The organism is Kitasatospora sp. NPDC051914 (genome assembly GCF_040680995.1).
Taxonomy (GTDB): Bacteria; Actinomycetota; Actinomycetes; order Streptomycetales; family Streptomycetaceae; genus Kitasatospora.
The window spans coordinates 41,328-57,373 of record NZ_JBFAXX010000017.1 but is presented as its reverse complement, the minus strand read 5'-3'; the positions used below and the strand labels follow the sequence as shown (position 1 = coordinate 57,373).

Genomic DNA, 16,046 nt, shown 5'->3' with positions numbered 1-16,046 from the left:
ACCAAGGAGCCGGTATGCCCCACGCAGACCGCCACGCCCCCACCGCCCCCGACGCCCGCGCCCCGCGCCGCCGCCGGCGCACCGAGCCCACCCCGCGCTTCGCGGCCGACGCCCTGCAGCGCGCCCTCGACCGCCGCGACAACGGCGGCGTGACGGGTCATCACCTGCACTGACGACCCCGCTGGGCCGAAAGACTGACGTACCGTCACCTGAACGAGTGCACAGTCGGCCCCCACGAGGGAAAGGGCTCGCCCACCCCGGCGCGATGATCCTAATTTGGTGCGTCCGGGAGGGTGATCGACGTCCGCGCGGTGCGGGCGGCCGCAGGATCAGGCCACCCCTGCCGGGGAGACCGCTCCCGTGCGTACGCCCGCAGTCCTCGCGCTCGCCCTCGTCACCTTCGCCGCCCCCGCGGCCTGGGCGGAACCGGCCGCCGGCCGCGCCCCGGCCCCGCCGGGCGCACCCGTCACCGTCCTGCTGGAGCTCGACACCGAGGCGGTCGCGCCCGCCTGGCAGCGGGCCGCCGCCGACGCCCGGCGGCAGCGCCGCTCCCCGGAGGCCGTCCGGGCCGCCGCGGCCGCGGCCGGTGCCGAGCAGCGGGCCCGTGCCGCCCGGGCCGCCGACCGGCTGGCCGGGAGCGTCCGCGCCGCCGCCCCCGACGCCCGGGTGGTCTACCGCACCCAGACCCTGCTGAGCGGCCTCGCCGTCAGCGTGCCCCCGCGCGCGGTGGCGCGGCTGGCCGCCCTGCCGGGCGTCCGGGCCGTCCACCGGATCGCCCTCAAGCACCGCGACAACGGCCACTCGGTGCCGCTCACCGGCGCGCCCGAGGTGTGGTCCGGGCCGAGCGGCAACACCGGCACCGGCGTGCGGATCGGCGTCGTCGACTCCGGCATCGACTACACCCACGCCGACTTCGGCGGCCCCGGCACCCCGGAGGCCTTCGCCGCCGTCGACGGCGCGAAGGCCGCACCGGCCGGGCTGTTCCCCAGCGCCAAGGTCACCGGCGGCCGGGACCTCGTCGGCGACGACTACAACCCGGACCCGGCCTCCGCGCACTACCAGCCCGTCCCGCACCCGGACGCCAACCCGATCGACTGCGCGCGGGGCGGCCACGGCACCCACGTCGCCGGCACCGCTGCCGGCCTCGGCGTCACCCGCGACGGCAAGCCCTACCCCGGCCCCTACCGGCCCGGCCTCGATCCGGCCGGCTTCCTGGTCGCCCCCGGGGCCGCCCCGGGCGCCACCCTCTGGGCGATCCGCGTCTTCGGCTGCGACGGCTCCACCGACCAGCTCGCGAACGCCCTCGACCTCGCCGCCGACCCGGACGGCGACGGCGACCTGACCGACCGCCTCGACGTGGTCAACCTCTCCCTCGGCAGCGGCTTCGGCAGCCCCGACGACGCCGACTCGCTCGCCGCCGACGAGCTGTCCGCCCTGGGCACCGTGGTGGTCGCCTCGGCCGGCAACGAGGGCGACGTGTACGGGATCGGCGGCAGCCCCGGCACCGCCGCCCGGGCGGTCACCGTCGCCGCCTCCGTCGACCCGCACGGCGACGCCGACGGCATCCGGGTGCTCGCCCCCGAGGCGCTCGCCGGGGTCGTTCCCGGCCACTGGAGCGCCGAGTACACCGGCTGGTCCACCCAGGACGTCGCCGCCGACCTCGCCCTGCCCGCCGACCAGACCGACGGCTGCACCGCCTTCGGCACCGCCGACGCCGCCCGCCTCAAGGGCCGCATCGCCCTCCTCGCCTGGAAGAGCCGGGACTCCGACCGGGCCTGCGGCTCCGCCGCGCGCGCCGACCACGCCGCGGACGCCGGCGCGGTGGGCGCCGTCTTCGCCGCCGACAGCGACGCCCTCGCCGAGATCGCCGGCAACGACCGCATCCCCGCCGTCCTGCTCGCCCGCACCGACGCCGGACCGCTCACCGCGGCGGCCGCCGCCGGCCCCGTCCGCGTCCGGCTGGCCGGCCCCGGCAACACCCTGCACGGCGCCGTCTCCCAGGACCTCCCGCAGCGCACCGACACCCTGACCGCCTTCAGCTCCCGCGGCATCGGCGTGCCCGGCCTGGTCAAGCCGGACGTCGCCGCCCCCGGCGAGACCATCTGGTCCGCCAAGGTCGGCAGCGGCAGCGGCGGCATGCGCGAGGACGGCACCTCGATGGCCGCCCCGCACGTCGCCGGCCTCGCCGCGCTCGTCCGGGCCGCGCACCCCGACTGGCCGGTCGCCGACGTCAAGGCCGCGCTGATGAACACCTCCGTCGACACCCGGCACGACGCCGACCCGGACAGCCCGGTGTACGGCCCCGAACGCACCGGCGCGGGCCGGGCCCGGGTCGACGCCGCCGTCGCCACCCCCGCCGTCGCCTACGCCGCCGGCGAGGGCGCGGTGGAGGGCGCCGTCGGGCTCTCCTTCGGACCGGTCGCCGTCACCGGCCCGACCGCCCTGGAACGCCAGGTGGAGATCCGCAACCACGGCGACGGCCCGGTCGACTACACCACCGGCTACGCCCCGGCCACCGAGCTGCCCGGCGCCTCCTTCGGCATCACGCCCTCCCGGGTCACCGTGGAGCCGGGCGGCACCGCCCGGGTCACCGTCACCCTCCGGGTGCCCGGCAGCCTCGGCCGCACCCCCGACCCGACGCTCGCCCTCACCCAGGCCGGGCACGCCCGCAGCTACCGCGGGGAGCTCTCCGGCCGACTGCTGCTGACCCCGGCCGACACCGCGCTGCCACAGCTGCGGGTGCCGCTGTTCGCCGCACCGCGGGCCGCCTCCGACCTCGCGGCGGGCCCCCTGCTCGCCTCCGGGCGGGCGACCGGCAGCCTGCTCGCCCTGACCGGCTCCGGTGCCCCGACCTCCGGCGGCGCCGGCCTGCTCAGCGCCTTCGTCCACGGCGGCGAGGCGGCCCGCTGGCCGGACTGCGCCACCGCCGGCGAGCAGGACGACATCTGCGTGGAACGCCCCGGCGAGCGCACCGCCAACCTGCGCTACGCCGGCGCGGCCAGCGACGCCCCCGCGCACGGCGACCCGATCGCCGAGGGCACCCTCTACCTGGCCGCCGCACTGTGGGCGCCCGCCGCGAGCCCGGTCGGCCTGTTCGGCGTCCGCGCCTCGCTGGACACCGACGGGGACGGCCGCACCGACGCGATCGTCGCCGCCCACCGGCTGCGCGGCAGCGACGTCCTGGTGGCCCGCACCACGGACGCCCGCACCGGCAAGGAGCTCGACGTCCAGCCGCTGAACGCGCGCTGGGGGGACACCGACACCGGCCTGTTGGACGGCGACGCCGTGGTGCTGCCCGTCCGGCTCTCCGCGCTGCCGGGCCTGCGCCCGGGCGCGAGCACCGTCCGCTACGCGCTGTGGACGGGCCAGGTCGTGCCGGGCACGCCGACCGAACAGGACGCGCTGGGCTCGATCGGCCTCACCGGCGGGCGGCCGACCCTGTCGCTGGACGTCCTGCACCCGGCGCTGGACATCAGGGACGGGGTGAACGGGCCGGCCGCCGTCGCGGTCGCCGAGCGGCCCGGCAGCGTCCTCCAGGTCACCCGGGCGGCCGCAGGCGCCAGGCTGCTACTGCTCCACCACCTCAACCCGGACGGGCGCCGGGCCGAGGTCGTCACCCTTGGCTGAACCGGCCGCGGGGCCCTCGCCCCGCCCGGTCAGCACCAGCTTGGACAGCACGTAGGTGATCGGGATCGCGACCACTGCCGCCAGCAGCGGCGCGATCCGGTCGTCCACCCGGGCCCACTCCACCAGCGCGAACACGCCGCCGCTCTGCACCAGGTAGTTGGTGATGTTCGGCAGCGGGAACAGCAGGAACTTCCGCCAGGTCGGCCGGGTCCGGTAGGTGAAGTAGGTGTTCATGAAGAACGACCCGACCATGCTCAGGAAGAACGCCGCGCTGAACGCGGCGAAGTACGGCAGGTACGGGTGGATCACCAGGTACAGCAGGTAGAACGTCGCCGTGTTGACGACACCGACGAGGCCGAACCTGACGACCTGCCACAACTGCGGCCTCATACTGCCTCTCCTGCGCGGTGGCTCTCCGCGCGGAACGCGGCCCGCGGCACGTTGGTCTCCTTGACGAGGAAGTGCGGCCGGCGCTTGGTCTCGTAGTAGATCCGGCCGATGTACTCGCCGATCAGTCCGAGCATCACCATCTGCAGGCCGCCCAGGCCCACGATCGCCACGATGAGCGTGACGTAGCCGGGGGAGTCGACGCCGTCGACCAGGGCCACCCCGGTGATCCAGGCCGCGTACAGCGCGGCCACGCCGACCAGGGCGAGGCCCAGGTAGATGGCGATCCGCAGCGGCCGGTTGTTGAACGAGATCAGCCCGTCCATGCCGTAGTTGAGCAGGGCACCGAAGTGCCACTTGGTCTCGCCGGCCTCGCGGGCGACGTTCTGGTAGTCGAAGGTGACGGTGTCGAAGCCGATCCAGGAGAACAGGCCCTTGGAGAACCGGTTGTACTCCGGCAGCGACAGCAGCGCGTCCACCGCGGCCCGCGACAGCAGGCGGAAGTCGCCGACCCCGTCCTGGAGTTCGACGTCCACCCAGCGGTTGACCATCCGGTAGTAGAGCCGGCTGACCGCGGTGCGCACCGGCCGGTCGCCCTCGCGGGTGCGGCGGGCGATGACCTGGTCGTGGCCCCGGTCGTACAGCTCCAGCATCCGCTCGATGAGCTCCGGCGGGTGCTGCAGGTCGGCGTCCATCAGCACCACGGCGTCGCCGGTGGCCTCCCGCAGGCCGGCCAGCATGCCGGCCTCCTTGCCGAAGTTCCGGCTGAAGGAGACGTACCGGGTGGTGTCCGGATGCTCGGCAGCGATCTTGCGCAGCCGCTCCAGGGTGCCGTCCGCACTGCCGTCGTCGACGTAGCAGAGCTCGTACTCGACCGGCAGGGCGTCCAGGCTCCCGCGGATCGCGGTGTCGAAGAGCTCGATCACCGCTTCCTCGTTGAAGCAGGGCACCACCACGGACAGTCGCACCAGGTCACCTCCGGCCGTTGACGCAGTCGGTGGCCGAAAGCACTGCCCCCTCGCCCTGCCTGTCTGATTTCACACAGATGGTACCGGGCCGCCGTCGGCCGTCCGCCCGCCGCGGCCCCGCAGCCGCGTGAGCAGCGCCACGCCCAGCAGTACCGCCGCGGCCGCGCCGCTCGCCGCGAGACCCGGCAGCAGGCCCGGCGGGCGGTAGCCGCAGGAGACCTCCGAGGCGCCGGCGCCCAGATCGACGCCCATCATGCCGAGCACCGACCGGGGAGCTGCGGCAGGCCGGCCGTCCACCGAGCACCGCCAGCCGTCCACCGCCGGCACCGAGATCAGCGCGGTGCCGGCGGAGCCCGCCGGGAGCTCGGCGGTCAGGGTGTGGCCGCCTGCGGTGACCTTCGTCGCGCCGTGCAGCCCGCGCAGCGCCGAGTCCAGGGCGGAGCGGTCCAGGCAGCCCAGCGGCAGCGCGGGGATCTCAGCCTTCGCCGAGGCGCGCAGCTGCACGGTGAGCCGCCCGTCGGCCGGGACCGGGCCGAGCTCGCGGATCGGCATCGCCGTCATCGGCTGCCGGCCCCAGCTGGTGTACGAGCCGCTCGGGCCGGTCACCGTGCCGCCCAGCCAGGGCGCGTACAGGAAGGCGGTGCGTCCGGGGGTGCAGGCGGCGGTGAAGGTCGTCCAGGCGCGGCCCTTCGGCGTGGCCGGGACCTTCCAGCCGCCGTCGGCCGAGCGCACCGGCCGCGGCCCGGCCGTCCACTCCGGCTCGGGGGTCTCGTAGACCCTCGCGCCGAGCAGGGACTCCTGGCGGCTCCACACCGAGCGGGTGTCCGGGGCCGCCGCAGGGTGCACGGTGACCAGCGGCGCGGCCGGGGCGTGCTTCACCGCGAAGCCGCCGGGCCGGCCGGTGGAGTCCAGCCGGGTGGTGACGCCGAAGAGCGCCTGCCCCACCGGGTCGGCCGGGCTGAGGGTGTGCCGGCCCTGGATGTACCAGCCCGTGCCGAGGCCCTGCAGCATCTCGGCGGTGACCGCCGGCAGGTAGCTGCTGTAGTACGAGCCGCCCTGGCCGCCGAGCAGCAGCGGGTCGTTGTTGGCGAACTCGTGCGGGCCCGGATCGGTACGGCTGTGCGGCCAGTCGTCGGCCTCGCGCAGCGCGTCCCGGGCGGCCAGCGACTCGGCGGAGACCGTGGTGCGCGGCTGGTAGAACGGCAGCCGGTCGCGGATCCCGGTCACCGCGTACGCGGTGTGCGCGGCCCCGGCGAAGACGGTGAGCACCAGCACCGCGCCGGCGCACCGGCGCACGAGCGGGCGCGCACGCCACCGGGCGAGCGCCAGCAGTGCACCCAGCACCAGGGCGCCGCCGGCCCCCACCTCGATCCAGGTCGACCAGCGCACCGAGCTCTGCCCGTGCCCGGCCAGCGCGAGCAGCGCCACCAGCCCGGCGCCGCCCAGCAGCGCGGGCACGTCCGGGCGGCGCGCCAGCGAGGCCCAGGCGGCCGTCACCAGCAGACCGCTCAGCACGAACGAGGCCCGGTACGGGCTGCCGTTGGGGATCGCCAGGCCGTGCCACAGCAGGATCGTCGGCTCCCACACGAAGCTCGCCCCGACCGCCACCAGCAGCACGTACCAGCCGATCCGCTCCGCCGGGCGGACCCGGCGGTGGAACGGCAGCGCCGCGACCAGCAGCAGCGCGAGCATGCCGACGAAGACGTTCGGCACCGAGTGGTCCGAGCGGCCGCCCGGCAGCAGCTGCGCCAGGTAGTCGGTGAGGCCGGGCGCGCCCTCGTAGGTCGCGAGCGGCGCCGGCTGCGAGGCCTTGCTGGCCTTCAGCGAGACGGTCATCGCCGGTGCCGCCAGCAGCACGCCGACGGTGAACATGCCGGCGGCCCGGCCGGCCGCCCGCAGCCGCGCCCGCCGCGAGCCGTCGGCCAGGGCGAGGCGCAGCAGCAGCACCAGGCCGGAGGCGATGGTCGCCATCGCCGCGGTGTAGAAGTTGCCCGCCCAGGCGGCCGCGACCAGCAGCGTGCCGAGCACCCAGCGGCGCTCCCGCAGGCACCAGTCGCAGGCCAGGCCGATCGCCGGCAGCGAGACCAGGCCCCACATCCACATCGGGTCCGGCGATCCGTCGTTCAGCACCCAGGCGCACAGCCCGTAGCCGACCGCGAGCAACGCGCGCGGCCACGGGCTGCCCGGCACCAGCCGGCCCAGCAGCACCGTCATCGCGGCGGAGCCCAGGCCGATGCTCAGCAGCGTGACGAGGAACACGGGGAAACCGACCGCGTCCCGCGGGAAGAGCCCGACCAGCCAGGAGAACGGGTTCATCAGATAGGTGACGAAGTCCCCCAGGAAGGGGGCGCCGTAGCCGCTGTTCCAGTTGAACAGCAGGTCACCGGTGGACTCGCCGTGCATCAGGTCCCACAGGTGGGCGTGGAACGGCACGAACTGGTTGCCCAGGTCGTTCACCGCCCGCGACCGCCCGCCGAAGGGATAGGTCCCGCGCAGGGCCGTGGCCAGGCAGAACGCGCCCATCGCCAGCACCGCCGCCAGCAGGGCGGCCTGCGCCTCGCGGCCGCGGGTGCGGCGGGGCAGCGGCGGCGCCTCCTCCTCCGCCTCGCGGACTCGCGGGCGGGCCGGGGCCGATCGCTGGCTCACTGCGCGGTGCTCCTGCCTGGCCCTGGCGGGCCGAAGGGGTCGTACGGGACCGGCCGGCGGGCACGCGGCGGCCGACGCGGGTGCGGGGGATGCGGACCGAGCATATGCAACGCCCGGGCCGCCCGATCGCGGCCCGCACGGGTACGCGGGCGGTCATCCCGGAGGGCGACCGTGCTACCCACAGGGCACCCGACTGCGTTGACGGTGTGCCTAGCCGGCCTGGTTCCAGGAGCCGAAGGGGGCGCCGGGCACCGGTTGGCGGGCGGTGTACAGGTGGCCGTCGCAGCCGAGCGCCGCGGCGACCAGCCGGCCGTCGGAGTCGGCCGCCAGTGCGGGGGTGTGGGAGAGCAGCGGGCCGTCGTGCTGCCAGTCGTGGCCCGCGGCGCGCAGCGCCGTCCGCCCGCGGTCGTCGCGCACGGCCAGCGCCCCGGCGGTGGCGGCGATCCGTCCGAAGCCGCCCGGCGGGGCGGACTCGGAGACCACCCGCCAGGCCTCGGAGCCGGGCGTGCGTTCGGCGGTCAGCACCCGGGCGCTCTTCGGCTCGCGGAAGCGCACCCGCAGCGCGCCCTCCTCGCCGAGCTCGGCGGTGACCGGTCCGGCCGGCACCGGCAGCCCGGTGGGCGGCGCGGGGCGCAGCGGGCCGCCCGGGACGTCGGAGGCCCAGTGCACGACGGTGCGCGCGCCGGGCGCGAAGACGTGGGTGTTGCCTAGCCCGTCGACGACGGCGCCGAGGCCGTCCTGGACGCCTCCGCCGGCCGCCGGCGGCAGGGCCAGCGCCGTCCAGGGGCCGTCCGTGGTGCGGACGGCGACCGAGCCGCCCCAGGTGCGGGCGGCGACCTGCACGGTGCCGTCGGGCAGGGCCGCGCCGATGGGGTAGCCGAACTCCATGGAGCGCACCGGGTCGGGGCCGTCCGGTGCGCCGAGGCTCTCCCAGGGGCCGAACGCGTCCGGGCCGGTCTGCACGCAGGTGACCACCTCGCGGCAGTGCTCGGCGGCCGCGTACCGCAGTACGGTGCGCACCCCGAGCAGCCTTATCCGCCCGTCGGCCTGCCGGACGGCCTGCAGCTGGCCCTCCAGGCCGCTGCCGGCGATCGGGCGCGGGCCGGCCCAGCCGTGCTCGGACTGCACCCAGTGCACCGCGGAGCCGTTCAGCAGGCCGAAGGCGGCCAGTCGGCCGTCGGACAGCGGCTGCAGCCAGGCGCCGCTTCCGGGGGCGCGGTAACGGGTGGACTGCGCCCAGCCATTGCGCAGTGCGCCGGCCCCGACCTTGCGGTCGCCGCAGCCGGCCGGGTCGCCGCAGCGGCGGTTGTCGGCCCAGCCGTAGCTGTTCAGCGCGAGGACCTTGCGGCCGACCGCGGCCTGGTCGAGGTTGTGCGGCAGCGCGGCGTTGACGTAGCCGAGGTAGTGCTCCACGGTGCCGTTCCTGGCCCGGTCGCCCGCCCAGTGCCGGGCGAGGGCGGCCTGCGCGAAGTACGCGGAGTAGGTGTGGTCCTGGTGGTCCAGGTACACGTGGCCGCTGCGCGGGTCCTTGGGGGGCTTGGGGGAGTGGTCCGGGTTGGGGTCGAGGGTGCGCACCACCGTGGGCCGGAAGTGGTCGAGGACGGCGTGCAGGGTGGCGATCAGCTGCTCGCGGCTGTAGCCGGCGCCCGGCGGGAGGCCGCTGCGCACCGGCGGCAGGGTGTCGAGGGAGTCGGTCTCGCCGAGCCACAGGCCGCGCAGGCTCTCCGCGCGGGGGAGGCTGACCGACCGGGCCTCCACCAGGGCGAGCAGGATCAGCTGGACCTGCGGGGCGGCCCGCAGCGTGTGCTGTTCGACCAGGCGGCCGTCCAGGTAGCTGACCAGCGACGTGTCCCACGGGCTGTTCTCGTCGCCGGTGGTGAGCAGGGCGAGGGCGGCGGTCAGTCCGTTGATCCGGGCCCGGGTGTACGCGGGCCGGTCGGCCCGGGCGACCCGGCCGAGCTCGGAGTGCAGGACGTTGCGGCCGTCGGACTCGCCGTCGGTGAGGCAGACCGTGACGCAGGCGGCGCCGGAGGCGAGCGCATGGTCGAGGTCCGGATTCATGAAGTAGAGATTGTCGTCCGGATGCGCGATGACGTGCACGAACGACTGTGTGATGCTGTGATTGGCGATGCCGGTCACCCGCGTCGGCCCGTCCGGTTCCGGATCGGGCCTGCGGTCCTCGCGAACCCCCAGCCAGGCACCGCAGCCGGCCGCGGGCAGCGCCAGTGCCCCACCGGTCAGCCAGAGCGCGCGGCGTCTGCTGATCGGACCCCCCATAGTGCAGTCCCCCGTGAATTCCCCGTGCAGATCTGTTGGATTTTAACGGAGCAGTCCGGTACGCCTTCGGGGCCCCCATCCCGTCCGCCGTATCCGCGAATGTCCGGATACTGGACAGAAGGTGTCAGTGACTGGGACGCGGAGTAGGGTCCTTAACATGTCTCGCAGCCTTCGTCTTGCAGTGATCCCCGGTGACGGCATCGGCCAGGAAGTGGTGGCCGAGGGCCTCAAGGTGCTCGGCGCCGCCCTGCCCGCCGACGTGAAGCTGGAGACCACCGAGTACGACCTCGGCGCCCGGCTCTACCACCGCACCGGCGAGACCCTGCCGGACGCCGTGCTGGAGGAGCTCAAGGACCGCGACGCGATCCTGCTCGGCGCCATCGGCGACCCCAGCGTCCCCTCCGGCGTGCTGGAGCGCGGCCTGCTGCTCAAGCTCCGCTTCGCCTTCGACCACCACATCAACCTCCGTCCGGGCAAGCTCTTCCCCGGCGTGAAGTCCCCGCTGGGCGGCGACCCGCAGATCGACTTCGTCGTCGTCCGTGAGGGCACCGAGGGCCCGTACGTCGGCAACGGCGGCACCCTGCGGGCCGGCACGGAGCAGGAGGTGGCCACCGAGGTCAGCCTCAACACCGCCTTCGGCATCGAGCGGGTCGTCCGCGACGCCTACCGCCGCGCCCAGGCCCGCCCGCGCAAGAAGCTCACCCTCGTCCACAAGAACAACGTGCTGGTCCACGCCGGCCACCTGTGGACGCGGATCTTCCAGGAGGTCGGCCGGGAGTTCCCCGAGGTCACCACCGACTACCTGCACGTCGACGCGGCGACGATCTTCTTCGTCACCCAGCCCGAGCGCTTCGACGTGATCGTCACCGACAACCTGTTCGGCGACATCCTGACCGACCTCGCCGCGGCCGTCACCGGCGGCATCGGCCTGGCCGCGTCCGGCAACATCAACCCCACCGGCGCCTTCCCGTCGATGTTCGAGCCCGTCCACGGCTCCGCCCCCGACATCGCCGGCCAGGGCAAGGCCGACCCGACCGCCACCGTGCTGTCCGTCGCCATGCTGCTGGAGCACCTCGGCTACACCGCCGAGGCCGCGAAGGTCGAGGCCGCCGTCGCGGCCGACCTCGCCGAGCGCACCGGCCCCCGCTCCACCTCCGAGGTCGGCGACGCGCTCGCCGCCCGAGTATCCGGCTGACGGGCCGGGAACAGCACCGTTCCGGGCCCGAAGGGCCCGGAACCGCACAGCGCAGCAGCCGACCGGCTGTTCGGCACGGCCCTCTGGATGCGAGTATCGACAGTGGGCCGTGCCGTCATGCGTTCTCTCACCGGCGGAGGCGGCCCGGACCAACCCCACGGTGAAGGACAGACAGTCATGAGTACGCCCACCCAGGCGCCCATCACGTTCGAGCTCAAGCCCTCCGCGCACCCGCTGTCCGACGCGGAGCGCCAGGCCCGGCTGGCCGACCCCGGCTTCGGCCGGATCTTCACCGACCACATGGTCACCATCCGGTGGACGGAGGGCCTGGGCTGGCACGACGCCCAGCTGACCCCGTACGCGCCGCTGGAGATCGACCCGGCCAACATGACGCTGCACTACGGCCAGTCGATCTTCGAGGGCCTCAAGGCGTACCGCCAGGCCGACGGCTCCATCGCCACCTTCCGCCCCGAGGCCAACGCCGCCCGCTTCCAGGCCTCCGCCCGCCGTCTCGCCATGCCCGAGCTGCCGGTCGAGACCTTCGTCGAGGCCGTCGAACTGCTCGTCCAGCAGGAGCAGGCCTGGGTGCCGAACGAGGCCGAGCAGAGCCTCTACCTGCGGCCCTTCATGTTCGCCACCGAGGTCGGCCTGGGCGTCCGCCCGGCCAACTCCTACCTCTTCATGATCATCGCCTCGCCGGCCGGCGCCTACTTCCCGGGCGGCATCAAGCCGGTCTCCGTCTGGCTCTCCGAGGAGTACGTCCGGGCCGCGCCGGGCGGCACCGGCGCCGCCAAGTGCGCCGGCAACTACGCCGCCTCGCTGATCGCCCAGGCCCAGGCCGCCGAGAAGGGCTGCGACCAGGTCGTCTGGCTCGACGCCGCCGAGCACCGGTGGATCGAGGAGATGGGCGGCATGAACCTGTACTTCGTCTTCGGCGAGGGCAAGGACGCGAAGATCGTCACCCCCGAGCTCTCCGGCGCCCTCCTCCCCGGCATCACCCGGGACTCGCTGCTGCAGCTCGCCTCGGACCTCGGCTACGCCGTCGAGGAGCGCCGGATCTCCACCGACGAGTGGAAGCAGGGCAACGCCGACGGCACCCTCACCGAGGTGTTCGCCTGCGGCACCGCCGCCGTCATCACGCCGGTCGGCTCGGTGAAGTCCGCCCGCGGCGACTGGACGGTCGGCAAGGGCGAGCCCGGCCCCACCACCATGGAGCTCCGCAAGGCCCTCCTCGCCATCCAGGGCGGCCAGGCCCCCGACACCCACAACTGGCTCCACAAGATCGTCTGATCCTCCGCGAGGGGTGAACCACAAGAGGCGCCCCGCGCGCCCTTGTGGTTCACCCCTCCCCGCTGCCGACGGGCGCGTCTCGGCATGCGGATGGTGCGGGCCGGATGGCGGATGGTGTGCAAGACTGCGAGCGTGTCCTCGCTTTCGCTGATCATTAGCAGCAGGCGCGCCGGTCCGCAGTGACCGCCCCGCACCACCCCGTTGCGGAGCGACCACGAGCGTCCAGACCCGCGCGCAGACCTCTCGCACCCGCGAGGGGTCTTTTGTTTTGCCCCGGACCGGCCGGACCCCCACAAGGGGTTCGGAGACACCGGGCGGCGCGCGGGATGCTGGACAGTGGAGCCGGACCCATCACCGGCAACAGCAGTGCACTCCACCGAACGGAGAACCCAGGGCCATGACCGAGGCCAGCAGCCACCCGAACGACAGCTTCCACGTCTTCGACACCACGCTGCGCGACGGCGCCCAGCGCGAGGGCATCAACCTCACCGTCGCGGACAAGCTGACCATTGCCCGGCACCTGGACGAGTTCGGCGTCGGCTTCATCGAGGGCGGATGGCCGGGCGCCAACCCCCGCGACACCGAGTTCTTCGCCCGGGCGGCAGCGGAACTCGACCTCCGGAACGCCCAGTTGGTCGCCTTCGGCGCCACCCGCCGGGCCGGCGGCAAGGCCGCCGACGACCCCCAGCTGGCCGCCCTGGTGAACTCCGGCGCCCCGGTCGTCACCCTGGTCGCCAAGTCCCACGACCGCCACGTCGAACTGGCCCTGCGCACCACGCTGGACGAGAACCTGGAGATGGTCCGCGACAGCGTCGAGTACCTCCGCTCGCAGGGCCGCCGGGTGTTCATCGACTGCGAGCACTTCTTCGACGGCTACAAGGCCAACCCGGAGTACGCCCTGGCGGTCGTCACCACCGCCCACCGGGCCGGCGCCGACGTGGTGGTGCTCTGCGACACCAACGGCGGCATGCTGCCCGGCGGGGTGCGCGAGGTCGTCGCCGAGGTGCTGGCGAGGACCGGCGCGCGGCTCGGCATCCACGCCCAGGACGACACCGGCTGCGCGGTCGCCAACACGCTGGCCGCGGTGGACGCCGGCGCCACCCACGTGCAGTGCACCGCGAACGGCTACGGCGAGCGGGTCGGCAACGCCAACCTCTTCCCGGTGGTCGGCGCGCTGGAGATCAAGTACGACCGCCGGGTGCTCCCCGAGGGCCGGCTCGCCGAGATGACCCGGATCTCGCACGCCATCGCCGAGGTCGTCAACCTCGCGCCCTCCACCCACCAGCCGTACGTGGGCTTCTCCGCCTTCGCGCACAAGGCCGGCCTGCACGCCTCCGCCATCAAGGTCGACCCGGACCTGTACCAGCACATCGACCCCGAGCTGGTCGGCAACACCATGCGGATGCTGGTCTCGGACATGGCCGGCCGCGCCTCCGTGGAGCTCAAGGGCAAGGAGCTCGGCTACGACCTCTCCGCCGACCGCGACCTGGTCGGCCGGGTCGTCGCCAAGGTCAAGGAGCAGGAGAACCTGGGCTACACCTACGAGGCCGCGGACGCCTCCTTCGAGCTGCTGCTGCGCGACGAGGTGCGCGGCCGCCGGGAGCGGTTCTTCGCCCTGGAGTCCTGGCGGACCATCAGCGAGCAGCGCGCGGACGGCGCTTCGGGCAACGAGGCCACCGTCAAGCTGTGGGCCAAGGGCGAGCGCCGGATCGCGACCGGCGAGGGCAACGGCCCGGTCGACGCGCTGGACCGGGCGCTGCGCACCGCGCTGGAGCGGATCTACCCGCAGCTGGCCGAGCTGGAACTGGTGGACTACAAGGTCCGCATCCTGGAGGGCCAGCACGGCACCGGCTCCAAGACCCGGGTGCTGGTGGAGTCCGGGGACGGCGTCGCCACCTGGTCGACCGTCGGCGTGGCGGACAACGTCATCGCGGCCTCCTGGCGGGCCCTGGAGGACGCGTACACCTACGGGCTGCTGCGGGCCGGCCTGGAGCCCGACGAGACCGACTGAGGCCCGTACGGACGCCGGAGGGGGCGCGGAAACCCCGCGCCCCCTCCGGCATGTCCGGCCCGCCCGTCGTGCCCTATCGGAGCCGGGCGAGGAGGGCGTGCTCGACGAGGGTGATGAGGGCGCTCTTGGCGCTGTCCCTGCGTCGGGCGTCGAGGGTGACGATGGGGGTGTCGGGGCCGAGTTGGAGGGCTTCGCGGACCTCGTCGGCGGTGTGCGGCTGGTGGCCGTCGAAGCCGTTGAGGGCGACGACGAAGGGCAGGCCCGAGTTCTCGAAGTAGTCGAGGGCGGGGAAGCAGTCGGCGAGGCGGCGGGTGTCGACGAGGACGACGGCGCCGATGGCGCCGCGGACGAGGTCGTCCCACATGAACCAGAAGCGGTCCTGGCCGGGGGTGCCGAAGAGGTAGAGGATCAGGTCTTCGTCGAGGGTGATGCGGCCGAAGTCCATGGCGACGGTGGTCGTCGTCTTGCCCGCGGTGTGGGTGAGGTCGTCGATGCCGGCGCTGGCGCTGGTCATGACGGCTTCGGTGCGCAGCGGGTTGATCTCGGAGACGGCGCCGACGAGGGTGGTCTTGCCGACTCCGAAGCCGCCGGCGACGACGATCTTCGCGGAGGTGGTGGCGCGGCTGGGGGCGGCCGCGTTAGAGCTTGCGAAGTCCACTGAGGACCCTTTCGAGCAGCGTGACGTCAGGCGCACCGCCGGACTCGCCCGCGGCAGCGGGCTGGTGGATGGTGACGAGGCCGGCCTCTGCGAGGTCGGCGACGAGAATACGGGCGACACCCAGCGGGACCCCGGCCAGGGCCGAGATCTCCGCCACGGACTTGACCTCGCGGCAGAGTCCGACGATCCGGGCGTGCTCCGGCAGCAGACCGCCGGAGCGCTCGGCCGAGCCGGTGGTCGAGATCAGCGCCTCGATCGCCAGCTGGTACCGGGGCCGGGTACGGCCACCGGTCATCGCGTACGGACGGACGAGCGGCTGCTGCTCGTAGCCGCCGGACTGCTGCTGCCCACCGTAGCCGCCGGCCTGCTGGCCGCCGTAGCCACTGCCGTACCCGTTGCCGTACGAGCCGGCCGGTGTCGGGGGCGGGGTCATAGGTCCTCCTCGTGCTGCCGCCGTTCGCAGCGGGGTTCCAGCCGGGCGGTGCCGGCTGAGGCGGTCGGCCGCCCGGGGGCGGCCGATGGTCGGTGCGCCCGACCAGGCGGGCCGGGCGCATTACGGGGGTCGGGAAATCAGTGCAGCAGGCTGCCCTGGAGTTCTGCCCGGAGGGCGGGGGTGAGGACGGCTCCGGCGCGGTCGACGAGGAGTGCCATCTCGTAGCCGACGAGGCCGATGTCGGAGTCGGGCGAGGCGAGGACGGCGAGGGCGGAGCCGTCGCTGATCGCCATGAGGAAGAGGAAGCCGCGCTCCATCTCGACGACGGTCTGGTTGACGTCGCCGCCCTCGAAGATCCGGCTGGCGCCGGAGGTCAGCGAGGTGAGGCCGGAGGCGACGGCGGCGAGCTGGTCGGCGCGGTCCCGGGGGAAGCCTTCGGACATGCACAGCAGGAGACCGTCGGCGGAGACCACCACCGTGTGCGACACCCCGGGGGTGTTGTCCACGAAATTGGTGATCAGCCAGTTCAGGTTCTGTGCGGCCTGGCTCATCTG

Annotated in this window: 12 protein-coding genes; 5 read left to right on the top strand and 7 right to left on the bottom strand. The window is 74.3% G+C overall.

Annotated elements, in window-relative coordinates; all coding sequences use genetic code 11:
* The first annotated feature begins 14 nt into the window (after positions 1–14).
* Both AB0M03_RS13700 and AB0M03_RS13695 read left to right on the top strand, forming a co-directional pair.
* Entirely contained in the window at positions 15–173 is a 159-nt protein-coding gene (locus tag AB0M03_RS13700) for a hypothetical protein (RefSeq protein ID WP_363491581.1), read from the top strand.
* A gap of 187 nt (positions 174–360) precedes the next feature.
* Positions 361–3,627: a S8 family serine peptidase gene (locus AB0M03_RS13695; RefSeq protein WP_363491580.1), complete on the top strand. Its 3,267-nt coding sequence runs from the start codon at positions 361–363 to the stop codon at positions 3,625–3,627.
* On the opposite strand, the gene AB0M03_RS13690 is transcribed toward AB0M03_RS13695, so the two are convergent.
* The 4 genes from AB0M03_RS13690 to AB0M03_RS13675 all read right to left on the bottom strand — a co-directional run bounded on the left by AB0M03_RS13690 (position 3,568) and on the right by AB0M03_RS13675 (position 9,905).
* Positions 3,568–4,017: a GtrA family protein gene (locus AB0M03_RS13690; RefSeq protein ID WP_363491579.1), complete on the bottom strand. Its 450-nt coding sequence runs from the start codon at positions 4,015–4,017 to the stop codon at positions 3,568–3,570. The genes AB0M03_RS13695 and AB0M03_RS13690 overlap by 60 nt on opposite strands.
* Positions 4,014–4,982 (bottom strand): glycosyltransferase family 2 protein, encoded by a 969-nt coding sequence (locus AB0M03_RS13685; protein WP_363491578.1) that lies wholly within the window; start codon positions 4,980–4,982, stop codon positions 4,014–4,016. Before AB0M03_RS13685 ends, AB0M03_RS13690 begins: the two co-directional genes overlap by 4 nt.
* A 69-nt stretch (positions 4,983–5,051) precedes the next feature.
* The gene (locus AB0M03_RS13680) at positions 5,052–7,628 is read right to left on the bottom strand and encodes a YfhO family protein (protein WP_363491577.1); all 2,577 of its coding nucleotides are present in this window, start codon (positions 7,626–7,628) and stop codon (positions 5,052–5,054) included.
* A gap of 210 nt (positions 7,629–7,838) precedes the next feature.
* Complete coding sequence (locus AB0M03_RS13675; RefSeq protein ID WP_363491576.1) at positions 7,839–9,905, bottom strand: PIG-L family deacetylase; 2,067 nt, start codon at positions 9,903–9,905, stop codon at positions 7,839–7,841.
* A gap of 157 nt (positions 9,906–10,062) precedes the next feature.
* Between AB0M03_RS13675 and AB0M03_RS13670 the strand changes: the two genes are divergently transcribed.
* The 3 genes from AB0M03_RS13670 (at position 10,063) to cimA (ending at position 14,401) form a co-directional block, all read left to right on the top strand.
* Positions 10,063–11,100: a 3-isopropylmalate dehydrogenase gene (locus tag AB0M03_RS13670; RefSeq protein ID WP_363491574.1), complete on the top strand. Its 1,038-nt coding sequence runs from the start codon at positions 10,063–10,065 to the stop codon at positions 11,098–11,100.
* A gap of 177 nt (positions 11,101–11,277) precedes the next feature.
* Positions 11,278–12,390 (top strand): branched-chain amino acid aminotransferase, encoded by a 1,113-nt coding sequence (locus AB0M03_RS13665; protein WP_363491573.1) that lies wholly within the window; start codon positions 11,278–11,280, stop codon positions 12,388–12,390.
* A 397-nt stretch (positions 12,391–12,787) separates the two neighbouring features.
* Positions 12,788–14,401 (top strand): citramalate synthase, encoded by a 1,614-nt coding sequence (gene cimA, locus AB0M03_RS13660; RefSeq protein ID WP_363491572.1) that lies wholly within the window; start codon positions 12,788–12,790, stop codon positions 14,399–14,401.
* Between the two features lie 73 nt (positions 14,402–14,474).
* Here the strand turns inward: cimA and AB0M03_RS13655 are convergent, their stop codons facing one another.
* From AB0M03_RS13655 to AB0M03_RS13645, 3 genes are all read right to left on the bottom strand, one after another.
* A complete protein-coding gene (locus AB0M03_RS13655) occupies positions 14,475–15,059 on the bottom strand; it encodes an ATP/GTP-binding protein (RefSeq protein ID WP_363491571.1) in 585 nt (194 codons plus the stop codon).
* Positions 15,040–15,492 (bottom strand): DUF742 domain-containing protein, encoded by a 453-nt coding sequence (locus tag AB0M03_RS13650; protein WP_030277985.1) that lies wholly within the window; start codon positions 15,490–15,492, stop codon positions 15,040–15,042. The genes AB0M03_RS13655 and AB0M03_RS13650 overlap by 20 nt, the downstream gene beginning before the upstream one ends.
* Before the next feature lie 137 nt (positions 15,493–15,629).
* Positions 15,630–16,043, bottom strand: coding sequence for a roadblock/LC7 domain-containing protein (locus tag AB0M03_RS13645; RefSeq protein ID WP_035873530.1), 414 nt, complete (start codon positions 16,041–16,043; stop codon positions 15,630–15,632).
* Positions 16,044–16,046: the final 3 nt, after the last annotated feature.